21 protein-coding genes are annotated in these 22523 nt (G+C 57.6%); 15 read left to right on the top strand and 6 right to left on the bottom strand.

Features of this window, described 5'->3' with window-relative positions; translation table 11 throughout:
* Positions 1 to 13: 13 nt before the first annotated feature.
* From metK to P9217_RS29210, 5 genes are all read right to left on the bottom strand, one after another.
* On the bottom strand, positions 14 to 1189 hold the full coding sequence (gene metK / locus P9217_RS29230; RefSeq protein WP_063169265.1) for a methionine adenosyltransferase: 1176 nt from the start codon (positions 1187 to 1189) through the stop codon (positions 14 to 16).
* Between the two features lie 57 nt (positions 1190 to 1246).
* Entirely contained in the window at positions 1247 to 2584 is a 1338-nt protein-coding gene (gene glyA, locus P9217_RS29225) for a serine hydroxymethyltransferase (protein WP_063169266.1), read from the bottom strand.
* A gap of 37 nt (positions 2585 to 2621) precedes the next feature.
* Positions 2622 to 2966, bottom strand: coding sequence for a helix-turn-helix domain-containing protein (locus tag P9217_RS29220; protein ID WP_082826567.1), 345 nt, complete (start codon positions 2964 to 2966; stop codon positions 2622 to 2624).
* Positions 2967 to 4022: 1056 nt separating this feature from the next.
* Positions 4023 to 5957 (bottom strand): HrpF/NolX family T3SS translocon protein, encoded by a 1935-nt coding sequence (locus P9217_RS29215; RefSeq protein WP_024505366.1) that lies wholly within the window; start codon positions 5955 to 5957, stop codon positions 4023 to 4025.
* A gap of 301 nt (positions 5958 to 6258) precedes the next feature.
* Positions 6259 to 6957, bottom strand: coding sequence for a secretin N-terminal domain-containing protein (locus tag P9217_RS29210; RefSeq protein WP_024505367.1), 699 nt, complete (start codon positions 6955 to 6957; stop codon positions 6259 to 6261).
* A gap of 187 nt (positions 6958 to 7144) precedes the next feature.
* Between P9217_RS29210 and P9217_RS29205 the strand changes: the two genes are divergently transcribed.
* From P9217_RS29205 to P9217_RS29150, 12 genes are all read left to right on the top strand, one after another.
* A complete protein-coding gene (locus P9217_RS29205; RefSeq protein ID WP_024505368.1) occupies positions 7145 to 7654 on the top strand; it encodes a nodulation protein NolB in 510 nt (169 codons plus the stop codon).
* A 36-nt stretch (positions 7655 to 7690) separates the two neighbouring features.
* Positions 7691 to 8527: a type III secretion inner membrane ring lipoprotein SctJ gene (gene sctJ, locus P9217_RS29200; protein ID WP_272483026.1), complete on the top strand. Its 837-nt coding sequence runs from the start codon at positions 7691 to 7693 to the stop codon at positions 8525 to 8527.
* Complete coding sequence (locus P9217_RS29195) at positions 8520 to 9158, top strand: nodulation protein NolU (RefSeq protein WP_306462320.1); 639 nt, start codon at positions 8520 to 8522, stop codon at positions 9156 to 9158. Before sctJ ends, P9217_RS29195 begins: the two co-directional genes overlap by 8 nt.
* A complete protein-coding gene (gene sctL, locus P9217_RS29190) occupies positions 9155 to 9778 on the top strand; it encodes a type III secretion system stator protein SctL (RefSeq protein ID WP_024505371.1) in 624 nt (207 codons plus the stop codon). The genes P9217_RS29195 and sctL overlap by 4 nt, the downstream gene beginning before the upstream one ends.
* Entirely contained in the window at positions 9775 to 11133 is a 1359-nt protein-coding gene (sctN, locus tag P9217_RS29185) for a type III secretion system ATPase SctN (RefSeq protein WP_063169268.1), read from the top strand. The genes sctL and sctN overlap by 4 nt, the downstream gene beginning before the upstream one ends.
* Positions 11109 to 11621, top strand: a complete 513-nt coding sequence (locus P9217_RS29180) for a hypothetical protein (RefSeq protein WP_063169269.1) — start codon at positions 11109 to 11111, stop codon at positions 11619 to 11621. Before sctN ends, P9217_RS29180 begins: the two co-directional genes overlap by 25 nt.
* A gap of 89 nt (positions 11622 to 11710) precedes the next feature.
* Positions 11711 to 12739, top strand: a complete 1029-nt coding sequence (sctQ, locus tag P9217_RS29175) for a type III secretion system cytoplasmic ring protein SctQ (RefSeq protein ID WP_095769044.1) — start codon at positions 11711 to 11713, stop codon at positions 12737 to 12739.
* Positions 12732 to 13397, top strand: coding sequence for a type III secretion system export apparatus subunit SctR (sctR, locus tag P9217_RS29170; protein WP_029354851.1), 666 nt, complete (start codon positions 12732 to 12734; stop codon positions 13395 to 13397). Before sctQ ends, sctR begins: the two co-directional genes overlap by 8 nt.
* Positions 13398 to 13399: 2 nt before the next feature.
* On the top strand, positions 13400 to 13675 hold the full coding sequence (locus P9217_RS29165; protein ID WP_024505375.1) for an EscS/YscS/HrcS family type III secretion system export apparatus protein: 276 nt from the start codon (positions 13400 to 13402) through the stop codon (positions 13673 to 13675).
* Between the two features lie 8 nt (positions 13676 to 13683).
* Positions 13684 to 14502: a type III secretion system export apparatus subunit SctT gene (gene sctT, locus P9217_RS29160; protein WP_063169270.1), complete on the top strand. Its 819-nt coding sequence runs from the start codon at positions 13684 to 13686 to the stop codon at positions 14500 to 14502.
* The gene (locus tag P9217_RS29155) at positions 14499 to 15536 is read left to right on the top strand and encodes an EscU/YscU/HrcU family type III secretion system export apparatus switch protein (RefSeq protein WP_024505377.1); all 1038 of its coding nucleotides are present in this window, start codon (positions 14499 to 14501) and stop codon (positions 15534 to 15536) included. Before sctT ends, P9217_RS29155 begins: the two co-directional genes overlap by 4 nt.
* A gap of 355 nt (positions 15537 to 15891) precedes the next feature.
* Positions 15892 to 16695: a hypothetical protein gene (locus P9217_RS29150; RefSeq protein WP_024505378.1), complete on the top strand. Its 804-nt coding sequence runs from the start codon at positions 15892 to 15894 to the stop codon at positions 16693 to 16695.
* 525 nt (positions 16696 to 17220) lie between these two features.
* Here the strand turns inward: P9217_RS29150 and P9217_RS29145 are convergent.
* Positions 17221 to 19335, bottom strand: coding sequence for a hypothetical protein (locus P9217_RS29145; protein ID WP_224570035.1), 2115 nt, complete (start codon positions 19333 to 19335; stop codon positions 17221 to 17223).
* A gap of 1348 nt (positions 19336 to 20683) precedes the next feature.
* Here P9217_RS29145 and P9217_RS29140 point away from each other — a divergent pair.
* The 3 genes from P9217_RS29140 (at position 20684) to P9217_RS29130 (ending at position 22335) form a co-directional block, all read left to right on the top strand.
* The gene (locus tag P9217_RS29140) at positions 20684 to 21013 is read left to right on the top strand and encodes a hypothetical protein (RefSeq protein ID WP_081714433.1); all 330 of its coding nucleotides are present in this window, start codon (positions 20684 to 20686) and stop codon (positions 21011 to 21013) included.
* Between the two features lie 71 nt (positions 21014 to 21084).
* Positions 21085 to 21327 carry a nodulation protein NopA gene (locus tag P9217_RS29135; protein WP_224570034.1) on the top strand — a complete coding sequence of 81 codons (243 nt, stop codon included), beginning with the start codon at positions 21085 to 21087 and terminating at the stop codon, positions 21325 to 21327.
* A 117-nt stretch (positions 21328 to 21444) separates the two neighbouring features.
* Entirely contained in the window at positions 21445 to 22335 is an 891-nt protein-coding gene (locus P9217_RS29130) for a hypothetical protein (RefSeq protein ID WP_024505382.1), read from the top strand.
* The last annotated feature ends 188 nt before the right edge of the window (positions 22336 to 22523 follow it).

The following is a 22523-nucleotide window of genomic DNA, read 5'->3' as shown; positions in this document are numbered from 1 at the left end:
GATCCAGCCGCCCTCACGCAGCTGCCGGTCCGGCTTCACGCAGCAAATCGTCAGCTTTGTCCGTCTTCTCCCAAGTGAACTCAGGCTCTTCACGCCCGAAGTGTCCGTATGTCGCCGTCTTGCGGTATATCGGCCGTAAGAGATCAAGCATCTTGATGATGCCTTTCGGTCGGAGATTGAAAACCTCGAGAACAAGGCGCTCGATCCTTTTTTCCTCGATCCTTGCGGTTCCGAAGGTATTGACCATGACAGAAACCGGACTGGCCACGCCGATCGCGTAGGCAAGCTGAACCTCGCAGACCTCCGCAAGGCCGCTGGCAACGATGTTCTTCGCGACATACCGGGCGGCATAGGCCGCCGAGCGGTCAACCTTGGATGGGTCCTTGCCCGAAAAGGCACCGCCGCCGTGACGCCCGGTCCCACCGTAGGAATCGACGATGATCTTCCGTCCTGTGAGGCCGCAGTCGCCGGCAGGCCCACCGACCACGAACCGCCCTGTTGGGTTGACCAGAAATCTGATCCCCGAAGTATCCAGGTGGGCCGGCAGGACCGGTTTTATGATCTCCTCAATGACGCCTTCGCGGACCGTGGCTTGTGAGACCGCTTCGTCATGCTGCGTTGACAGGACTATGGTATCCAGCGCCACCGGGCGGAGCCCTTCGTAGCGTACCGACACTTGAGATTTCACGTCCGGACGCAGCCAGCCAAGCTGTCCCGCTTTCCGGACCTCGGCCTGTCTTTTCGTCAAATGGTGAGCGAGTTGGATCGGCAGGGGCATCAATGTATCCGTCTCGTTGCATGCGAATCCAAACATGATGCCCTGATCCCCTGCCCCTTGCCCGAGATCCTGCCCTCGTCCTTCATCAACGCCCTGGCTTATGTCGGGCGACTGCTCGGTGAGGGCCAGAACGACGGCGCAACGTCGACCATCAAAGCCAATCGCATCATCGTCGTAGCCAATATCGAGTATCGTATCGCGGGCGACTTGGCTGTAATCGATGTGGGCATGGCTGGTGATCTCGCCAGCCACAACGACCATCCCCGTCTTCACCAACACTTCACAGGCGACGCGCGCCTTCGGATCGGTGCGCAGGACCGCATCGAGAATGGCATCGGAGATGTTGTCTGCCATCTTATCGGGGTGTCCCGCGCCGACGGATTCGGAAGAGAACACGAACTGCCTGGTCATAAAAATGCCCTCGCTTCAAGTGCTGGAGTTAGTGAGGAGTTTCTGGATTGGGGTGGCTTATCGGTCGGGGATGCCGGGAACATCGAACGCAGTGCAGAAGTCGGCAACGTCTCTTCGTACGCTCGCATGAACTTCCTGGTCATCGGGCTGGCGGCAGACCGAGTCGATGAAAGCGGCGATCTGCACCATCTCCGTTTCGCGCATGCCCATGGACGTCACCGCTGGTGTCCCTAAGCGGATGCCGCTTGTCAGCGCCGGATGCCGCCGGTCGCCCGGGACCATATTGAAATTCGCAATGATGCCTGCACGCGATAAGCGCTCCGCATAGGCTTTGCCTGACAGCGACCGGTCCCGAAGATCAAGGATCAGCATGTGATTGTCAGTGCCCCCGGTGACGAGTTCATAACCTCGCTCCAGAAGTGCCTGGGCCAGAGCCTTGGCGTTGTGGACGATCTGCTGACCGTAGACACGAAAGGACGAGTTCGCTGCTTCCTGCAAAGCGACGGCAAGCGCGGCGATAGTATTCATATGCGGTCCGCCTTGCAGAAGAGGGAACACGGCGCGGTCTATACGTTTGGCCAGATTGTGTTTGCTCTTCGGATGATGGAGGGGCTGATAACGGTCTTCATTCCTTGATAAAATGAAGCCACCCCGGGGACCGCGGATCGACTTGTGAGAGGTGCTGGTGACCACATCGCAATGGGACACGGGGTTCGGATGCACTCCTGCGACAACCAGGCCGCAGATGTGGGCGATGTCAGCCACCAGATACGAGTTCACCTCCGAAGCAATTTCGGCCATTGCCGCGTAGTCAAAAATACGCGGATAAGCAGTTCCGCCGACCCAAATTAGCTTCGGGCGTTCCCGCTTGGCGGTCTCGCGCAAGTGGTCATAGTCAATTTGCTGTGTCTTTTCGTGCAGCCTGTACGGGACGCGCTGATAATCGCTGCCGGAAAAATTGACGGACCAACCGTGAGTCAGATGGCCGCCTTCGGGTAAAGGCAAGCCCATGACTTTGTCACGGGGGCTCAAAAGCGCGCGATAGACAGCCTGGTTGGCTGGCGAGCCTGAATAAGGCTGGACGTTGGCATGTTCACTGCCAAATAGCGCTTTCAGGCGCTCGATCGCGAGGGTCTCAAGCTCATCGACGATCTCGTTTCCGGCGTAGTAGCGCGCACCGGGGTATCCCTCGGCATACTTGTTGGTGAAAATCGACCCGGTCGCTTCCAACACCGCCGAGGAGGCAAAGTTCTCGGAGGCGATCAGTTTGAGAGTTGTCCGCTCCTGACGCTCCTGTCTTAGAAGCAGTTCGTGAACGCGGGAGTCGACGGCGGCTAAGTGAGGCCGCCCGTAAGTGTCGGGCTGCGCGATGGCGCCGCCGGCGGAGTTATCCATGGTAGTCGCGCTCCATTTGGACTGATCTATTTCACGATCAAGCAGGCGGTCCCTTCAACCGCGCGTCTTGTATTGCTTCCAGGCGTTGTAGGTCTCTTTTATGATGGCCATCATCGTGGGGCAGGAGATCGACCACCAATTGAGCCAGCTCGCCATCCTTGCCTCCTGCTTGCATATGGTACGAAGACTGCGGACGTTGTTCGTTGCAGCAAAGAAAGTTGGCTCTGACCAGCCGCCGAACGTGGCGTCGAACCTGCTCGCGAGGCAGACCGGTAATATCGGCCAGCTCGCCGACGGTTAGATCCGCATGCGCGCAAAGGCCCAGGATTCGAAGGCGATCAAGATGCGCTGCCGTCCTTAGGCGATTTACCAGTGTCAACATTGGTTAGCATCAACCCGGACGGGATGCAGCAAGCCGCTAGCCCTTCTATCCCCATCAATCCGCATGAGACCTCTCTCGTCATTTGCTGTAAATCCGCTGGTATGGATGCTAATGGAAGATAGATCACAGTCCTTTCTACGACTAAGACGCCAGATATTGGGGCTAATGTACCACCTGACAGGAGACTACACTCACGAACATTATGTGAATTTTTTTTAACGTTGCTGAGAATCAAGGGGGAGGTTTGGCGAATGTCTCGCCGTCGACTGTCGAATCCTGCCCGACGGGATTATAGGGTGCGTAGCCTGCTTGTCCTTTCCACATGACCAGCGACGATGGGGCGAAGGCGGCAGACATAGCTCTGGAGCATGCTGCGGTATCTTTGGCCTGAAGCCGAGGAAGGCGGACCGTGGCTTCCGCGCCGCTGCCGGGAGCCCGCGAACAGGCCAAGTGGATCAGCCGGGTGTTGCCGTCATAGAGCGTGAGACCCAAAGCTGGCCAGCCGCGCCCTGAGGCTGACGCACCGCTCAGCGTCCACCTTGCTCTCGAAGCCCATCGGCATAGCGCCGATAACGACTTGACCGCGTGCGTGTCGACGAGCGATCGGTGAGCGCAAGGATCGAGGGTGCAGTGCAGGATAATGCTGTTTTAAATCAGCGCTGTTTTCAGCCGACTGCCTTGAGCGTGGCACGAGGATATAGGCCCAAGGCAGGAGATCATCGTCTGCTGTTCGGGAGGCCGCCCTGGGCGCGCGACAGCCGTTCCTTCGGCTGCGCCGCTCCGCCACCATCCGCGCCGTGCCTTCCGGAGACCATTCCCGCTACCGGCCGGCGCCCGTGAAAACCTCGACCCGGCGCACCGGCTCGAGATGGCTGGGCTCAGCGTAACTCTGAAGTCGTCATATACCGAAGTCTTCACAGACTTCGGACATCCCCCTCACAGTCCGATCCAGATGGCGTCAGGAACACCGCTTGCGTTGATGCGGATGAACCCCTGCTTGTGCCACAATGACCCTTATGTCAGCGCGCGAGCCAAAGCTTCCGCGCAAGGCGACGGCTAGGATAAGGCAATGCCGACGAAGGGCACATTGCTTGCCACACTCTGGAATGATGGCATGCTCGGAAGGCCTAGGCTTTGCTCAGGGCCGCCTGCAAGGCGCGCTTTGAGGTTATTCACATAGCCTTCTGCGTAGTCCTGCGCCGTCGAGACCGAAAGATCAATGCCTGCCGCCAAGGCCTCTTCCATCAGGTGCTTTACGAGCCCATTTCGAATGGCCAGCTTGACCTCGGGGCCTGCGATAAGGCCGATCGCCTGCGCGGCCATATTGAGGCCAGCTTCCTCCAGCGCTCGCTTCATATCGCCTCCGTTAATGGCCGTACGCAGGAGATTGGCTGCTTGCGACTCAGCCTCGAGAACCATCGAGGCAAGATCGGCTACTTGTCCGAGGCCCGGAATGAAGCTGAGCAGTCCCACCGCCGTTGCCGCCAAGTCGAGCACTTTCGTCTCGATTTTGAGCACGGAGTCGACGACGTGCATGACGGCCCCGCCGTTCTTTTTGGCTGACTTAATGTCAGGCTGGTCCATCAGGCCCATCTTCATGTCCGCGACGGCATTCTGCTCTTCTGCGGTTTGGGCGCCGTGGGTGATTGGCTGCTGAACGTTGCGGTTCGCAGACGACATGTTTGTGCAAAAATGGGCAAAGTCTTTTTTGCTGATATTGCCGGAATCAACCGTATGCCCGCCGCCAAAGTCGAAGAATTTATGATGGGTCTTATAGCCCGTGATCGAATTGTTCAGGAGGCCAAACAAAAGAGGATCTGAAAGGAGCTGAGAGGCTGCTTCCCGCACTTTCGGATCAAGGCTCTTGTCGTCTTTCATTTTCGCCAGTTTGTCGCGAGTCAGAACACCGCTTCCAAAGAACGTGTCCTGATGGTCCTTGATCATCTCGACCGTATTCAGCTCAGTTTGCGTGAGGCTCATCGACGATGAGGCGACTTGCAGGAAATCCTCTTTGTGCATCTTCCCTTTCGAGCCACCGCACAACTGGTTCCAAGCATCGGGGTGATCGAGGAAATATTGCGCCGCCGCAATGACCTGGGGCGGAAATTTGCCGTTTTTCGATTCGCCGCCGACCATTTTCTTGAACTCATCCAGACTCAGGTCCTTGGACAGATTTTCGGAGTACCGGTAAAACTCCCGCAAGGCATCGCTCAAGGTCATGACCGAAGGCTGCAAACCTCCGCTGCCGTCGGATGGTATGTAGTTCTGCTCGTAGCTTCGCGCTTGGGCTTCCTGAAATGCAGCAACTTGTGGGTGGTGGTTTGAAAATCCGGCCAAGTCCTTGGCGTTGATCTTGCCTCCACAGCGGCCGTCGCCCTGCGAGCCAATCGCATAAAAAAGTCCCGAATCCTGCTGCAGTCCCTGGATCGCCGCTTTCAGATCCGGTGGCGTAGAGGGATCATTGGCTTTGTCGGTCAACGACTTCCAAGTAAGCGGGCATTGGTCCTTGTGACGGTTGAGTACCGCAACAATCTGCAACTCAGCCGTGGTCAGCGACCCACCGTTCCACGTGATTCCGGGGCTCGGCCTGGGAGCCGGCTCGATCTTCGGAGTGACGCCGAGCAGATGTTGGGCTTCAGTCGCCTTGGAGCGTTGCGATTGGTCCTCCTTGAGAGCCGCCCTCATATTTGGCGGCAGCAGATCCAGTGGGTGTTGCTCCAAGCCATTCAATGTCAAGACATCCGGTGCCAGATGGCCCAAAGGGTCCTGCCGCAATTTATCCATTGTCGAATCAAGATTCGACGCTGGCAGATCCCCTTGCGCGAAAGAGCCGGGCTTGTCTGCCAGCACACAAGTGGACAGCATCGCTTCGAAGCACGATGCACTTTGCTGATGCTGGGTCGCAAAATGGGAAACTTTCAGGCCCGGCCAACCCCTTGCGGACTGTAGCGAATTTGAGCGGTAGAAAGTTGAAAGATTACTGGCCGACATTATGCATCCTCAGACGTGACGTTGAAATCCCCACAAGAGACCCCGACAGAAGATCCCTTGCGTTTCACAAAATTCGACAATTCCAAGCGTCGGCAGGTCACGAATGCGCCTGCCCTGCCTTCAATTGCTGTGTTCCGGGCCGGCTCCAAGGTTCGGTCCAACACAATGGCCGGAGTCACCGCGAGAGCTGCCGGGACTCATCATGAGCGGATTAGCTTTCGAGAAACTGACGAGTTTGCGAAGAGTTCACAAAGGGGTAGCCGCAGTCATGTTCTTCAGAGCTGCGGGAAATCCTCAATGTTCATTTCTTGCCCAGCTCAGGCTTCCCGCCAACGCTATCCTGTTGTGGGATGTCAGAAGAATAAGAAGCATCCGGTCGTCCGTCGCGAACGACCGTAGTGGAGGAGCCGCGAAACAAGATCAGCACTGATTCCTTTGGCGTTGCCGCTATGTGAGTCTGCGCCTGCGCCTGCGCCACCAAGCCGTTAAAGGTCTGCTCCACGAGTGCGACGAAGCGCGGTGGACCGGAAACGAAGACGAGGCCATTGCCTGGCACGGGTTTGACCACATAGCGCTCGTCGGAGATATCAAGCTTGTCGAGAGCCCCCTTGAACGCATCGAAGCGAATCGACGTCATCAAAAGCATTCGAGTTTGCGATTCTTGTGCAGCAGACACATAGAGCACAAGGCCGTCATAGTACCATTGTAGACCGTAAAGGTTCGTCAAGCGGTCGAGGAACGCGCGCGGTGGCAAATCAGGCATACGTCCGCGAATTCGCCCCTTCACCGCAGGACTGATGTTGACCCTGATATTCAGGTTGTTGCCGAATTCCTGCAACGCTGCAGCGAGCTCCTGATCCAGAACCGTGTATCTATAGGGTGTCGCCGGAAGGGACAGCGGGACTGCATGCGCCGGGTGAATCCCGGTGGACAGAAAAAACCCGGCACAAAGAAGTCTCAAAACATGCAGGGTGACGGGTTGGATAAGCGTTCTCGGCATGTCGCACTGATAAACCAAACGCTGAAATCATCACAAGTGACTAAATTGCCGAAGAGATTTTAGATTGTCGAAATGACGCCGCCGTTAGTCAGCTTGTTGTCAGCTTGCCCCCCTAGGAGTGTTGCGCCGACACCGGGTGATGAATGGGCGGGGCTCGCCCGGTCAGAGAGAGCAACCGAGTCCTTACATGATGATGCCTGTCACGTCGATCTCTGCCACTCTAACGGCTGGCCTCCCCAGGGTCGGATCACCGTCGATTGTCGAGCAGGCCCAGTTTGAGCGCGCCTTAGGGCATGCAGCCGACTCGCTGAAAAACGATGCCGCCGCGGGGCCAGCGAGTGCGGCGCCAGTTGCTGCGGCGATGGATGTTCAGCGCGCGGCTGCGCCGACGAGCGGCATGGGCGATCGCGTGTTGCAGACGATTTCCTCCCTATATCCACACAACACTGTTTCCTTCCCCGCGCTCGACCATGACATAGCCCTTTCGAAGGGCGCTCTACCGGGACCGGCGCAGAAGCTTCCCGTTCCAGGTGAGGCGGGAACCGGAATCTCGGGCATTCCCCAACAAGGGCAAGACTTCGAAACGATGATGGCTGGTCTTCGGGATGTTTACAACGGCGTCACCCAGGTGGCGCTTATCTCCAAAGGCGTCAGCGGCGTCACATCATCCGTGAATAAACTTTTGAAGGAAGGCTGAACCGCGCGCATGATTGGCTTGGCCGAGGGCGAAATCATGCGTGGCCTGTCAGGGTGGCGGTCGGTTAGACTTGTCATGCTGCCAGTTCTCGTCGCCCTCACTGCTTGCAAAGCCGACCTCTACACGCAATTGCAAGAGCGTGAGGCAAATGAAATGCTCGCACTTCTTGAAGACAACGGGGTCGCCGCGATCCGGGTGGTCGCCAAGGATGGAACCAGCACGATCCAGGTTGACGAAAAGCTGCTCGCCTTCTCAATCAACCTTCTGAACGCCAAGGGGCTGCCGCGCCAATCCTTCAAGAACCTCGGTGAGATATTCCAAGGATCAGGCCTGATTGCCTCGCCGACCGAAGAGCGTGCCCGTTACGTGTATGCCCTGAGCGAAGAGTTGTCGCGGACGATCAGCGATATCGATGGCGTTTTTTCTGTACGTGTTCACGTCGTGCTGCCGCATAACGACCTTGTGCGAGCCGGTGCCACGCCATCCTCGGCCTCGGTGTTTATCAGGCACGACGCAAAAACAAATGTCGCGGCTCTGCTGCCAAAGATAAAGATGCTTGTAGCCGACAGCATCGAAGGCCTGTCCTACGATAAGGTGGAAGTGGTTTTGGTGCCGGTAGAACGTTCCGCACACGAGCAACGGCCCGATCCGACTGCTGTTTTGCCACAAGCATCACTACCTCTTCCTGCGCCACTTCTGGCGACCGTAACAGGTTTTGCCGCAGCCGTATTCGCCGTGGCCTGTTATCTCTTGATCGGCGTTGTTACGCGTCGGCGCAAGCAATCAACCGGCGTTTCCAAGGTCGAGGGGCGCCGGGATGCTTCTGCTGTCGAGGCCATTCGCAAAAGAATGCCTGCAATTGGACGTGGGTGACATCTCATTGCCAATGCCTATACAGACCGCCCGACCTGATGGTCCGCACTTTCCGGGCGCGAGCGAGCTTGCGGCTTCGGCCCATCCAACCCGTCTTGCGGCGCGTCTTGATCCAGCGTTATCGGCCGAAACGTTAGTGAAGTTGCAGAAGTGTTCCAGACTGCATCCAAGGCTGGCAGAATTGCTGGGCAACGATGACGTGGATCTGAACCACATCGGCTGCAGGCCGGACCTTCTACGCGGGCATGATCCATATCGAGCGACCCTTCTTGCTGGTAGTATCTGGCATGCCCGTTCGCTGGTCGCGTTTGTCTCTCAGCCTGAGCTTGCCATCCTTGTTAAACGCATCGGCGTGGATGCACACGCATTCGGAATCCGACACCTGCTGCATGCTGTTGACAAAAGACTGATCTCGGACCCAGAAAAACTCGCTCAGCAAATCGAATACGATGGACACGCATGTCTTGGAGCTTGGCTCCAGGACAGTTCAGCGACCGAGCGTAACCGCGTGCTTCTTCGATTGCCCGAGGGGACTGCCGCGGAGACTCCAGCACATGAGCATTGGACCGCCGCCGGCCAATTGCTTTCACTTGTAGTAGCTCATTTTGAGACAGAGACCCCGGTGAAATGACAGTCGAACTTTCCGAGGGGCCAATAGCGCCGCAGATGCGTCCAGTCGGACCACTGATACCCGCGAGCGAGCTCGAAACCTGGCACAGCGCCGCGCAAGCCCTTGCCGCGGCAGAACGGCATCGGCAGCGCGTTCGAAACTGGGCACGCGCGGTTTACCAGCGGGCGTGGGCGCGCGGCCACATGGAGGGCTCGAATGCAGGCACCGAGGAGATGGCAGGGTTGATTGCGGAGACAATCTCCGAAATCGCGCGACGAAAGGCGGCTCTGGAGCAGGAATTGCCGCAGCTCGTGATGGAAATATTGAGCGATCTTATCGGCGCTTTCGATCCGGGCGAGCTATTGGTGAGGGCTGTTCGTCACGCCATAGAGTGTCAATACAGCGGCGCCGACGTTTGCCTTCATGTTTCTCCCATGCAAGTCGACATGCTTGCACGAGAGTTTGCTCGATGCGACGGCCAGGATGGTCGACCAAGGGTGCGGATCGAGCCCGACCCGACATTGTCGCCGCAACGCTGCGTGCTGTGGAGCGAGTACGGCAATGTTGACCTTGGACTTGACGCCCAGATGCGCGCGCTGCGCCTTGGTTTCGGGACGCTCTGTGAGAAAGGCGAGCTATGAGAAAGCCCGTCCCAGAACATAACGCTGACGCCCACACTCGAGCTCTCGTTCCAGCAATCTCGTCTTTGAGGGCTGCGGCCAAGCGAATTGACACGCGTGCGGTGCGCGGTCGGATCACGCGGGCTATCGGCACACTGGTTCATGCCGTCTTGCCAGACACTCGTATTGGGGAACTTTGCCTCCTAGAGGACCCGCGAACCGGGCTGTCGCTCGAGGCCGAGGTGATCGGCCTGTCGGGTGATGGTGTATTGCTGACACCGATCGGGGACTTGGTGGGCCTATCCAGCCGCGCAGAGGTCGTGGCCACTGGCCGAATGCGTGAGGTGCCCGTCGGCGGCGATTTGCTCGGTCGCGTGATCGACAGTCGTTGCCGCCCATTGGACGGCAAAGGCGAAATCAAGACCGTCGAAACTCGGCCCCTGCATGGCAGAGCCCCCAATCCGATGACGAGGCGCATGATTGAGCGGCCATTCCCGCTTGGGGTCCGTGTCCTCGATGGTCTGCTGACGTGCGGCGAGGGCCAGCGGATCGGGATTTATGGCGAGCCAGGTGGTGGCAAGTCGACGCTGTTGTCACAGATCGTAAAGGGTGCCGCCGCTGACGTCGTCATAGTGGCGCTCATAGGCGAACGTGGACGGGAAGTTCGTGAATTCATCGAAAGGAATCTTGGTGAAGAGGGCCTTCTCCGTACGGTCGTCGTGGTTGAAACATCCGACCGCTCGGCGGTAGAGCGTGCGCAATGCGCTCCAATGGCGACTGCGCTCGCGGAATATTTCCGCGATCAAGGCCTACGCGTTGCTCTCATGCTGGATTCGCTGACGCGCTTCTGCCGCGCTATGCGCGAAATAGGCCTTGCTGCGGGTGAGCCGCCGACGCGACGGGGCTTTCCTCCTTCCGTTTTTGGCATGCTGCCAGGCCTGCTCGAGCGCGCCGGCATGGGTGAGCGGGGCTCAATCACGGCCTTCTATACGGTGCTTGTAGAGGGTGATGGCACGGGTGATCCAATCGCCGAGGAATCGCGTGGTATTCTCGATGGCCATGTCATCCTCTCACGCGCTATTGCGGCGCGATCGCATTTCCCCGCTATTGATGTGCTGCAGAGTCGCAGCCGCGTCATGGATGCAGTCGTTTCGGGGACACATCGCAAGGCAGCATCCATTTTCCGCGAGCTCCTGTCGCGCTATGCCGAGACCGAGTTCTTGATCAATGTTGGCGAATACAAGCCAGGTGGAGATCCCCTGACTGACCGGGCTGTCGCGTCAATCGACGAACTGAGGGAGTTTCTGCGCCAGAGCGAAGATGACGCGTCAGATTTCGAGGAGACGGTCGCATGGATGTCGCGTCTGACCGCGTAAACTGGATTCAGTCTTCGAGTATACGGCTTCTGAAGGAAATGCAAGAGCGTCGTGCCCTTGGCGAGCTGTCCAAGAAGGAAGCCCAGCGCGATGTGGCCGCCTCAGCCGTACAAAATGCCTCTAGGGAGCTTGCAATGATACAGCAACATTGTTCAAGAAAAGAAGCAGCGCTCTATCAGCATCTGATGTCACTCGACAACTTGTCTAGCGCAGCGCTCGACCGTCACCGCCTTCACACTGAACAACTTGCCGCTGAGATCAATTCCAGACGGCAGATGCTTGATGATACCCAAATCGCTCAAGAGGAGGCTGAGATGGCGGCGTCCAGGACGAGGGAGCTATGGGTCATATGTTCGGCGGCAAGGGACAAATGGCAACAAATCGAGGACGACGTGCGGCGCGCCGTCGAGACTCATTCGGAGGCCGCAGCCGAGATCGAGGCCGACGATGAGATACTGCTGAAATATGCGAGGGGGTCGCTTGCCTAAATGCCGCGCAACCGGATCCGACGGTCGCAAGAGGTCGTCCGAATGACACGACCGTGCAGTCTTTGATAGGCGCTGCGGTCACACCCGCCATGTTCGAACCAGTTCTGAAACTGTCCCACACGGTTGTCTCGTGGCTCAATGATACAGCAGCGCCGCGCACGCCGTTTCAAAGCCGGATCAACGAGGTGCCGCTATCGGTGCGAACGGCAGGGCTTGTCTGGCAGCAGGAACCTGCTGCCATTCCGATGCTTGACTGCGTCTGGAGAGTGGGAGCCGAAACGGTCATCTTGTCACTGTCGCGCCCGCTCGTAGAGGAGTTCATCACGACAGTGCAGAACGGCTTGGCCTTCCCTTCCGAGCCAACTGCTTCGCTAATTCTCGAACTCGCTCTGGAGCCGCTTGTCACTCGACTGGAGGAGACGACGCGTCTGAACGTGCAACTCGTGCGGGTATGCGAAGCCACGATGCTGGCTCCTCATCTTGAACTCGACATCATTTTCGGCGCGGTCAAGGGCAAGGGCCGTCTATTCCTGTTCACGCCACTTGACGGCTTAGTACCGCCTGCGTTTCGCGCGCTAGGCGAACTGCTTGCCCAGTTGCCGCGGCAGCTGGGCGGGCTGCCTCCAGAGCTCCCGCTCATTGTTGCAGGAGAGGTCGGCACGCTTCGCCTTCCTGCGGCGCTTCTTCGAAGCGCATGTGTCGGTGATGCATTGTTGCCCGATATTGCGCCGTTCGGCCGCGGCCAGATCACCCTAGCTGTCGGCCAGTTGTGCGCCGAGGCGGATCTTGACGGCGATGAATTAATCTTGCGGGGGCCTTTCCGCCCGCGACCGTGTCCTTTGGAGAGTGCGCATATGACACAACCCGGATCGCAACTGGAGCTTACTAAGGATCTCGACGATGTCGAGATCGTGCTTGTCTTTGAATGCGGCCGCTGGCCTATTTCTCTTGGGGAATTAAGAAGTGCCGGCGAAGGGCATATTTTTGAACTTGGATGGCCGATCGACGGCCCGGTCGACATAGTGGCCAATGGTCAGCGTATCGGGCGTGGCGACATTGTCCGCATCGGAGAAGAGCTGGGCATCAGGCTCCGTGGCGGGTTTGCATGCAATGAGTGAAGCTCAGCCGACAATCCTGGCGCTTCTTGCGGTTACCGCCGGACTCGGTCTGCTGGTTTTAGCAGTTGCCACGACAACGGCCTTTGTAAAGGTATCAATTGTTCTTTTCCTCGTCCGCAATGCGCTCGGGACCCAGACCATACCACCCAATGTGGTGCTGTACGCCGCGGCGATGATCCTCACTATGTTCGTTAGTGCGCCCGTTGCTGAGCAGACCTATGACCGCATGTCGGATCCCAAGCTCCACTATCAGACATTCGACGACTGGGTAAGCGCCGCTAAAGCCGGAAGTGAGCCCTTGCGCGAGCATCTCAAGAAATTCACAAATGAAGAGCAGCGGCGATTTTTCCTATCTTCGACAGAAAAGGTCTGGCCAGAGGAAATGCACGCTGCAGCCACGCCTGATGACTTTGCAATACTTGTACCATCTTTCTTGCTATCAGAATTGAAGCGCGGATTTGAGATAGGATTTCTACTTTATCTGCCTTTTATTGTTATAGATCTGATAGTGACAACTATCTTGATGGCAATGGGTATGTCGATGGTCTCACCAACTGTTATATCTGTTCCGTTCAAGATCTTCTTGTTTGTTGCCATTGATGGTTGGTCAAAATTGATGCATGGGCTTGTGCTGAGTTATACGTTACCGGGAGGCTGATCATCACTGAATCCAGCATCATTACTCTTATGAGCCAATCACTGGTGGTTTTCATGATCTGGATTCTACCGCCGCTCATTGCATCAGTGGTTGTCGGCCTCGTCATCGGCATCCTCCAGGCGGCGACGCAGATCCAGGATGAAAGCTTGCCGCTCACCGTGAAGCTTCTGGTCGTTGTCGCGGTGATTGGGCTGTTTGCTCCTGTGCTAAGCGCCCCGCTCATAGAGCTAGCCGATCAGATCTTCACCGAGTTTCCCGCAATGACACTTAGCTACTAGTCCGCCCCATGGACGCGCCATCGGCCGATATTCAAATTCTGATCCAGACGGCTTTCGAACTCGTCGTTGCGGCAGGTCTTGGGGCAGCCCGCGCGATGGGCATCATGCTGATCTTTCCCGTATTCACACGCTCGCAGATCAGTGGGCTGATCCGGGGCTGTTTGGCTGTTGGCTTCGCACTACCATGCCTGGCACACGTCAGCGGCGGATTGCCGGCGCTGGATCCTGATACGCGCCTGATCCAGCTAACCCTGCTCGGATTCAAGGAAGTTTTTGTCGGTGTACTCCTTGGCACTTTTCTTGGCATTCCGCTTTGGGGCCTTCAGGCTGCCGGGGAGCTTATCGACAACCAACGCGGCATCAGCAGCCCGACCGCTTCGGCCGATCCCGCGACGAACAGTCAGGCTTCCGCGATGGGCGTTTTTCTGGGGATCACTGCGATTGCCATATTCGTCGGATCAGGAGGCCTGGAAACTTTGATCAGTGTCCTGTACCGCAGCTACTTGATCTGGCCGGTGTATCAGTTTCACCCGACACTGAGCGGGCCAGGAGCAATGGAGTTGTTGGGGCTTCTCGACAGCATAATGCGCACGGCATTATTGGTTTCGGGGCCTGTCGTGTTCTTCCTGATACTGATTGATATATCGATGATGCTGCTGCGTCGCTTTGCCCCGCAATTTAAGGCGAGCCAACTGTCTCCGGCAATCAAGAACATTGTCTTTCCAGTTCTCATGGTCACCTACGCTGCCTATCTGGTGGAGAGCATGAAACTGGAGGTCACACGTGCCAACGGCGTGCTGGAGTGGTTCGACAAATTGCTGCCATGAGCGACACAAGTGAAGAGAAGACACACGCCGCCAGCCCGAAGAAGTTAAGTGAAGCGCGCAAAAAAGGACAGCTGCCACGTAGCTCCGATTTCGTCCGCGCGGTCGGGACTTGCGCTGGGCTCGGCTACCTTTGGCTAAGAGGCAGCGTGATCGAGGACAAATGCCGGGAAGCGCTCCTATTAGCCACCAAGTTGCAGAGCCTACCTTTCGATACCGCGGTGCCGCAGGCATTGGTTGTGCTCGTCCAACTCACAGTCGCGGCTGTTGGCCCGCTGCTTGGAACCCTTGTCGCCGCGGTGATTTTGGCCAGCCTGCTAGCCAATGGTGGATTTGTCTTCTCTCTGGAGCCGATGAAGCTCAGCTTTAAGAAAATTGACCCCTTTGAAGGGCTGAAGCGCTTGGGGTCTGCTCGTTCCATGGTCGAAGTCTGCAAGACCATGTTCAAGGTATTGGTTCTCAGCGCAACCTTTTCCATTGTCCTTCTCGGGATGTGGAAGACAATGGTCCCTCTGCCGATCTGCGGCATGGGCTGTGTTGGCCTCATCTTTATGGAGACAAAATTGCTGATGGGAATTGGCGCCGGCGCACTGCTGGTCGGCGGACTGATCGATCTTCTGCTCCAGCGCGCGTTGTATCTGCGCGAAATGCGCATGACCAATACCGAAGTGACGCGCGAGTCGAAGGATCAGCAAGGAGCGCCAGAGTTGAAAGGTGAACAGCGTCGCATCCGCGAGGAGGCGGCCGACGAGCCTGCGCTTGGCGTGCATCGCGCCACGCTGGTCTTAACAGGAAGGGCGGTCCTGATCGGTCTGCGTTACGTTCGCGGTGAAACCGGGGTGCCGTTCTTAGTTTGCCGTGCCGAAGGTGAGCGCGTTTCACATGTGTTGAGCGAGGCGCGGGCACTACGCCTGACGATCGTCCATGACCATGTCTTAGCGCGTCAGCTGATAGGCACTACAAAACTCGGCCACGCGGTTCCTATGCAATATTTCCAGCCTGTCGCGAAAGCATTCTTTGCCGCAGGCTTGGCCTAGTCATGGAAGTCCACGACTGCCCAGTTCAAAACTGACCTGGCTCCATGCTAGTGGCAAATGTCGGCTGGCCATCCGTGCCCCAGTGTCTCTGTCAGGCCAACCGCGCAACCGCGGGCCTGGGGCAATCACTCCCCTCGGATCTGCCACCCAGCAACTACGGCAAGTCCTCCGGGCATGACCTTGCAGCCTCTGCTGGCCGGTGCGTGGCGCAGTCCGAGGTTTTGAGGCCGGCAGTGCGGATTTGATTGGTGCAGCCGTTGGAATGCCCTCGTCAGCTAGTCGTCAACTAAGCGCCCTATGTTGAACAGCCGTGCTAACTTGAGCTCGGTTGCGAAACATAGGAGTACGAATCGTCATGTATGGTCGAATTGGTGGCTCATCCGATAGTTACCGCGCGCATAATGCCGGCGAGCAATCGGATGCAGGAAGCGAAGGGTTCGCGGACACATTTGCCCGAATGCACTTATCCGGATCGGAAGGTAGCGGCGCCTCATCATCGGCGGCTCCCCAAGCATACTCCCTCAATTCCCGACCTCCTGTGGTGGAGATCAACAGGACTTCCTTCAGGAGACAGGTGAGGCAATTTCATGGTGATGAAATCACGCACATCGCCGACAATCCTCAAGAGTATTCGGAGTTCGTATCGTCACGAGCCAGGCGCACCGCGGACGTTGCTCAGCAATATGGCATCCGTCGAGATACGGAGCACGCGCGATATTTCAGTTACCAATTGGGAGACCGGAGTGCCGGACTGCTGAGAATGGAAGGCGGATTCAGCATGAACGAGTTCGAATCGGAAAGTTGGCGGGAACAATTTCCTGGTCGAACTGAGGTCACTTCCATAGTGGATCTTCAAGTCGCCCATCCGCTCGTCGAAAATGCGGGCGATATTCTGCTGGAGCATCAACTTCGGATAGACGGCGACCGACCGTTGCTGAATTGGCGTGCGGCTAATCCGGAAGCACAAGCGCGCGCGCAGACGATGGGGTTTGTTGAAGTGGATCATGGCGACCTGGTGCTTGACCCTACGCAGCATCCCGACAAATGGACGAAGAACAGTGCCGGTGAGTGGCAGCGTGCAGGCAAACCTCCACTCTATCTCCACAAAACCGAGGATAGCGACAGCAGCGATAGCGGGTCCGACGACGATTTCATGTGATTTGTCGACCCGCCGCCGAGCCTTGCAACTGGTGACGGTTGCAAGGCTGTTGGCAGTGAATGCTAATTGTCCGGCGACAGCCCCGCCTTAGCGCCAGCGCCGCCGAGCAATCCAGCCCATCTCCCAGACAATAAACTGCGGATGCGCATCGTGGGTGCTTGCGAGCGGATTGTATTCGGGCCGGAACTCCGCCTCTTGGAACCGAGCTCTCCCGAATCCAATTTTCTCCACCACACCGTTGGGTCGTTGCGATGCGCCGATCCCGATCGGATCGGCTATGCCTGCTCCGCGCTCGCAGGAAGACCTTCCGCCTCGATCTTGGCGGCGCGATCTCGGCGATAAGTTGGATGGGAGGCAAGATACGCCGCCACGTCAACAGCCGGTAACGCGACATCGCAAATCGGCCCTGACGGTAGCCGATCGACTCCAATCGCCGGACCGCAACTCGCGCAGCGGCATTCGCGGTTTGGCCAGGAGAAATGCTCGCTGACTCACAGCGTGGCCGGCCGCATTCTGAGTGCCCTGTCATGCAGCCTGCGCCGACGGGAGCTCGGCACGCGAATGGCGTGGTTGGCGGCCAAGCCCTGAGGTCAACAAGGACTTACAGAAAGCGGGGGTGAGTTTGCCGCGATGAATTATGACCTTCTCGCGACCGGACCTAGCATCGGCTTCCTCTCGCTCTCGATTGTAGCCGCGCTGTTCGTTGGATTTAACGTGGCAAGCGGTGAATTCGGAATCAGCCAGCCCTTCCAAGTTTCTGGCCATGACGGGGCGACTCGTGTGGATGTGCACCCACATCGGGCTCGGCATCGCACCATTGACCAGCATCTTGGGCTGCAGCTTCATCTCAAACAGCTTTCCTGGCTCGCCACGCAGCGCGACCGGTGCCTCCGGCGGCATCAATTCGTCGGCATTGCACAAATGTTCCAGGTATTTTTGCGCCGGAAATGCGTAGGTCTTCATGCAATCAGTCGTAATGCCGGCTTTTCCTTCATTCAATGCGTTGGCCTGTCCCAGCACCATGTTCAGCAACCCTTTGAGCTGGTCTGTGCGTTCGTGCACTTTGGGTAGCTGGGTGGAGGTGAGTAGCAGGCGTACATTACGCCCCTGCAACCCGGCGAGACAGGTTTGCATCTCAATGGCCTGGGCTCGCAGGTACTGGGCCACATCGTCCACGACCTTACCGGCCTCCTCAGGCTTCATCTGGCGCACTTGGGAGACGACGCTTTGCTGACCGGCCAGATCGAACTGCAAAAGTTCGTCCAATCGTTTGAGCCGCTCCGTCAATACCTCCATTGACAACGCGGCGCCCCCGATTGTCGAGCCTGCCCCCGACGAACTCGCAGCCACCTCTTGCGCTCTCACCTGTGTACTCGCAACTTGATCCGAGCGCGCGAGAACCTTGGCTGCTGGCACTGTGCCGGCGTTCGCAGCGACTGGTGTTGATGGCTGCCCGGCGGCAGAAGTCCCGGCGCGAGCTGCCGACTTATGCTTTGACTTCCCTTTCCTTCGCGCTGTAGTGCCTTCTGACACTGCAGCCGTACCAGCAGTGTCAGCCGGTATCGCAGCGCCTGCCCTGGCCGGCATCGCAGCGCCCGCCTGGGCCTGTGGCGCCATGATGGCTGACGGCGGAGACTGCAGGTTCAACAAGTGCATGGCATCGTGCGCAGTGATCCATGCATCGTCCACGATCCGTTCGAACAGTTTCAATGGGAGGCCGGCATCTGGGTAGGTATGGCTTAGCTTGGTATGCACCTCGTGCAACGCCAATCCAAAATCCGAAAGCCGCTCCATGATTTTTTCTACAACCGCGCAATCATGAGCGTTGAGTGTTTTGCCATCATCCATTATGCCCTTCGCCAAAGAGAGGGCGCGAAGAGCTTCTTGAGCGGCGCTTGCCATCAGCTGCACCACTCCATTTCGACCGACGAGGAGTTCCTTCAAATCTGGCTCGAACCTGCTCGCCCGCAGTTCAATCTTGGCCCGCGCAAGACCGATCCGCTCACGGACCAGCCAGATCCTGACACTCAGTACCGAGCCGGCACGCAGCCGCAGTGCGCACCGCTCGGCTTCCCGCATCACGGGCGTTCCACTGGATAGGCTAGCGGTGGCAGCGCAGGCGGATCGCTGCCGTTCGGAGCGCCATGCCTTTTTTTCCCACCACTTAATTGCCGCCGTATGGTGGTTCTCCACATTTAAAATCAACAGCTCCTGCCGGTCCGCCTGGGAGTAGGAGTAGAGTTTATCGACCATACCTGCCGCTTTCTTGGTCTTTTTGTCCAATTTCGTGATCGTCGACAGGCCAAGTTTGTCTACTTCATTCGCGGCGTCGCACACGATCTGGCAACATCTACGCACCTTGTCGTCTGGCATAATTGTCTGCGCCTCAGCCGCAGGCAGGCTAGCGCGGTACTCCAGAATTGCTGAGGCTGCATCGACGACCCCACTGATCAGCTCCACCGCCTCCTCGGGGACGTCGGTTTTCCTGGCCGCAGCCTCGCAATCAGTCAGTTGTTGAACAAGACTGTTCATTCTGAGCTGTGTCGGACTGATATCTTTATTTGACGATGAGCTGGTGCCTTCCACCTGCGCGGTTGATAGTTGGCTACCGACCGGCGCCATGGCTTCGCCCTCAGACATGGAGGGAGAACCGCGCCGCCTTGCGGCTGCGCCACGTGGCGCTACGGTTCCGCGTGGTGGCGCAGCGGCTCCACGTGGCGGTGTGTTCAGGATTTGATCTTCGCCAATCGAGGCGCCTGGCAGACTTTCGCGGGCATCGCCTGGACCGCGCGCAACTGGAAGGGAGGAGGGCCTCCTATCGGCGTCCCCAGAGCGCATCTGCTCCACAACGGAATCGAATGACTGTCCACCTTCTCCCGCAGCAAGACTTGATTGCGAAAGGGAACTGCTCGCCCGCCCCGCGCGGCTGGCTCCAGTTTCAGCCTGCGATTTCCGTGGTCGGCCAATGCCCTTCATATTGCGTCTCCGTAGTAGGCGAGAATGTGCTGCTATTGTGCTGGCGGCTGACGAGACCAGCGGCATCTTTCGGTTAACGTCACGGTCAGCCAGACCCGCGACGGCGTAATGTTCCCGCCAAAGTGCTTCTCAGTAGCAGGCCAAGATTGGCCCGAGCTCACAGGACTTTCGCAACGTTGCCATCGATGTCCTGAGATTATCAGCGCTTCAGTCCGCCGATTTCCAGGAACAGCGAATGAAATCAGACCAACTCGGCTAGCTCCCCTTCCTAGACACGTGCCTGACGATTTTATTGATGCGTCACTCCTCTCGTTCGCCACCGACAAAGTCACACATTTGCTTCAGAGAAGCGTGTGCGTTGCGTATCACGCGGACCATTTCGATCTATAGTTACAAAAAGTGTCGAGACGGGACCTTTGGATCCGAAGGTCAGGCACGGCCGGCCTAGATAGACCGCTTGGCTGACGATTAGCTGACGATGGGAGTTCTCACGAACAGGGCAAGAAAATCCGACCGCTTCAAGCTTTCGATATGGTGAGAAGAGGATCCGCACCGGCCTCCCAAAGCCGGCAGACCATCCCATGTTCGTACGGTCGCCGACCTTCTCGAAGCCAATGAGCTCACCGCGCCGGGCCGTGATGTGCAGGCGAGAGAATGGTGATGCAAAGACCGAGTTCCTGCTCGTTGCGTGCGCCCGTGGAGCCAGCAAGAATACGGTCATTGCGGTCATGCAGCACGTGGACCGTGTCTCCTGTTCGACACCACAGCATCGAGGATGCAAACGAGCTGCTGCGGCTGCCATTCGGTCGCGGCATGCGTGGACGGCGGGATTGGCCGAACAGCCGAGATCGTGGTCGACTGTTCGATGCGAGAGCAACATCCTGCAGAGCATACGTTTTTGCGCTGGCCGGTTTTTGTCAAAAGCCGTCAGGTTCTCGAAAGCTCCCGCCCTTAGCTTGATCGAGGCTAACCTTTAACACGTCGCCGCCAATGGCAAATGCCGGAGTACCTGATGATAGCAGCAATTGGGAGTGGAGTTGGCAACCTCGGGACTTCCTTGATCCGAAAGGGCCATGGGGATTCGAAATCCGAGCATTCTGGTGATGGCAAGCCGGCTGATGGCAATGATGGCAAGCCAGCTGGTGGGAATGATGGCAAGGCAGCTGGCGGGAACGATCGGGCGGATAACCGGACCGTTTCAAATGATCAACTTCAAGACAACTCACAGTCTGCAGCACAAAGTGAAGCCTTCCAAAGTATCCTGCGATCGTTCGCGTTCCAATTCGCGAACGATGCGATGGCTGAGGCCGATGAAGCTTTGGATGACACAGAAGATGCCTGACGCGGGAAATCCGGCGTGAGGTCATACAGGCCGTTATTGACGGCACAACTCCAACAGAAAAAGGAATGATCATGGCTGCAGTTGATAATAATAAAAAATCAGGCAATACCAATACCAGTAGCGCCGGCAATACCGATAAAACTAACAGTGGCACTCCCGGCAATACAAGCGGAGCTGATGCTACTGCTTTTCAGGCGCAAGTGCAGGAACTAACCAATGTTAGCTTGGAGGCGACGAAAAGGAGTGTCCAGTTGCGCACTCTAACGACCAATCTCCAGACCATCAAGAAGGCCGCCGACGAACGCGTTTCGTAATGTCGGAAGCGGGTTTTAGACTGCCCCCTAGCGCGTCTCCTTATTGACGCGACGTAGTCCCGAAATGAGCCGCATGGCAATTGCCATGCGGCTTCTATCCTGTTTGAGAGATGCTCTGTGGATGACGCCGTTTCCCTCCGTTTCGAAGTGCGTTCGGGGCACTATTGCGGTCTGACCGGCAAGACGGATCTTCAAAAGTGTTTAATCGGCAGCGGCTTCGATGCCGATTTGGTCTTTGTCGAGCAGGGACTGGCACCGCATCACCTTCGTGTAACTCTTCTTGGCAAGTCGATCGAACTGGAGGCGCTTGCACCCGGACTCAGTATCGAGGGCAACCGGAATATCGCCGCAGGCCAGTCCGTTGTTGTGCCCCTTCCTGTCGTCCTGCTCGTAGGCGAGATGTCCATTGCTTTGTCCGTGCAGGATGCAGAGCCGCCTGGTTCGACCGGCATACCGCGCCTACCGATCGGTGTGCTCGCCATGGTCATAATCAGCTCACTCGGGATCGGCGCGCTTTCAGGCACGATCTCCTATCTTGGCAATGCAAGTGGATCGAGCCCCAATTCACTTCGGGCTGAAGTCGCGTCCAGAACGATCAGTCACCGCGCTGACAATGAACTTACGGAGGCAGCGGCCCAAGAGCTGCAGGAGGAAGTCGATCGAGCGGGTCTTCTCGACGTCAAGATTGGGTCGGCAAAGGGTGTTGTGACCGCCGAAGGCACCGTCACGTCTGAATCGGTCATCAGTTGGCAGAAGCTTCAGCAATCGTTCGATCGTCGCACCAAGGGTACTCTAACACTGGTGAACGGAGTGCTCATCAAAGAGGAGAAGGCGCCATCCGCAATCGCGGTCGAAGCTGTGTGGCATGGGGTCCAACCATATATTGTCATCGACAGCGAGAAGTATTTTGTCGGCGCCATTTTGGCTGATGGATGGGTGGTCGAACGTATTGAGGACAGCCGTGTGCTGCTGAGCAGGAATGGCCGCATTGCTGCTCTCCAATATTGAAAGCTCGCAGGCCCCATCAAGCAGCACTCTATGGCCAGCCAAACATCCTGTCGCGCTCGGTGCTGACAAGCTGGCTGCGTTGGAAACATTTGCTGCCCAGCCATTTCGCGCCTGCTTGTGGCTCTCATGCAGGGTCACGCGCTGGCCAAGGCTGAGGCGCCTTCGGAGTTCGAAAGCCACGTTTCATG

This window comes from Mesorhizobium sp. WSM4989 (assembly GCF_029625795.1).
Classification (GTDB): Bacteria; Pseudomonadota; Alphaproteobacteria; order Rhizobiales; family Rhizobiaceae; genus Mesorhizobium.
Note: the sequence above shows the minus strand (reverse complement) of the source record. Positions and strands in the feature narration are given on the sequence as shown.

Coding starts and splice junctions, on each gene's coding strand:
- metK (WP_063169265.1), bottom strand. CDS start 1,189: ATGACCAGGCAGTTCGTGTTCTCTTCCGAATCCGTCGGCGCGGGACAC.
- P9217_RS29135 (WP_224570034.1), top strand. CDS start 21,085: ATGGCTGCAGTTGATAATAATAAAAAATCAGGCAATACCAATACCAGT.
- sctL (WP_024505371.1), top strand. CDS start 9,155: ATGACAGTCGAACTTTCCGAGGGGCCAATAGCGCCGCAGATGCGTCCA.
- sctJ (WP_272483026.1), top strand. CDS start 7,691: ATGCGTGGCCTGTCAGGGTGGCGGTCGGTTAGACTTGTCATGCTGCCA.
- P9217_RS29150 (WP_024505378.1), top strand. CDS start 15,892: ATGTATGGTCGAATTGGTGGCTCATCCGATAGTTACCGCGCGCATAAT.
- P9217_RS29180 (WP_063169269.1), top strand. CDS start 11,109: ATGGATGTCGCGTCTGACCGCGTAAACTGGATTCAGTCTTCGAGTATA.
- P9217_RS29220 (WP_082826567.1), bottom strand. CDS start 2,966: ATGTTGACACTGGTAAATCGCCTAAGGACGGCAGCGCATCTTGATCGC.
- sctT (WP_063169270.1), top strand. CDS start 13,684: ATGGACGCGCCATCGGCCGATATTCAAATTCTGATCCAGACGGCTTTC.
- P9217_RS29155 (WP_024505377.1), top strand. CDS start 14,499: ATGAGCGACACAAGTGAAGAGAAGACACACGCCGCCAGCCCGAAGAAG.
- P9217_RS29215 (WP_024505366.1), bottom strand. CDS start 5,957: ATGTCGGCCAGTAATCTTTCAACTTTCTACCGCTCAAATTCGCTACAG.
- P9217_RS29205 (WP_024505368.1), top strand. CDS start 7,145: ATGATGATGCCTGTCACGTCGATCTCTGCCACTCTAACGGCTGGCCTC.
- P9217_RS29145 (WP_224570035.1), bottom strand. CDS start 19,335: ATGTCTGAGGGCGAAGCCATGGCGCCGGTCGGTAGCCAACTATCAACC.
- P9217_RS29210 (WP_024505367.1), bottom strand. CDS start 6,957: ATGCCGAGAACGCTTATCCAACCCGTCACCCTGCATGTTTTGAGACTT.
- sctQ (WP_095769044.1), top strand. CDS start 11,711: ATGTTCGAACCAGTTCTGAAACTGTCCCACACGGTTGTCTCGTGGCTC.
- sctN (WP_063169268.1), top strand. CDS start 9,775: ATGAGAAAGCCCGTCCCAGAACATAACGCTGACGCCCACACTCGAGCT.
- sctR (WP_029354851.1), top strand. CDS start 12,732: ATGAGTGAAGCTCAGCCGACAATCCTGGCGCTTCTTGCGGTTACCGCC.
- P9217_RS29140 (WP_081714433.1), top strand. CDS start 20,684: ATGATAGCAGCAATTGGGAGTGGAGTTGGCAACCTCGGGACTTCCTTG.
- glyA (WP_063169266.1), bottom strand. CDS start 2,584: ATGGATAACTCCGCCGGCGGCGCCATCGCGCAGCCCGACACTTACGGG.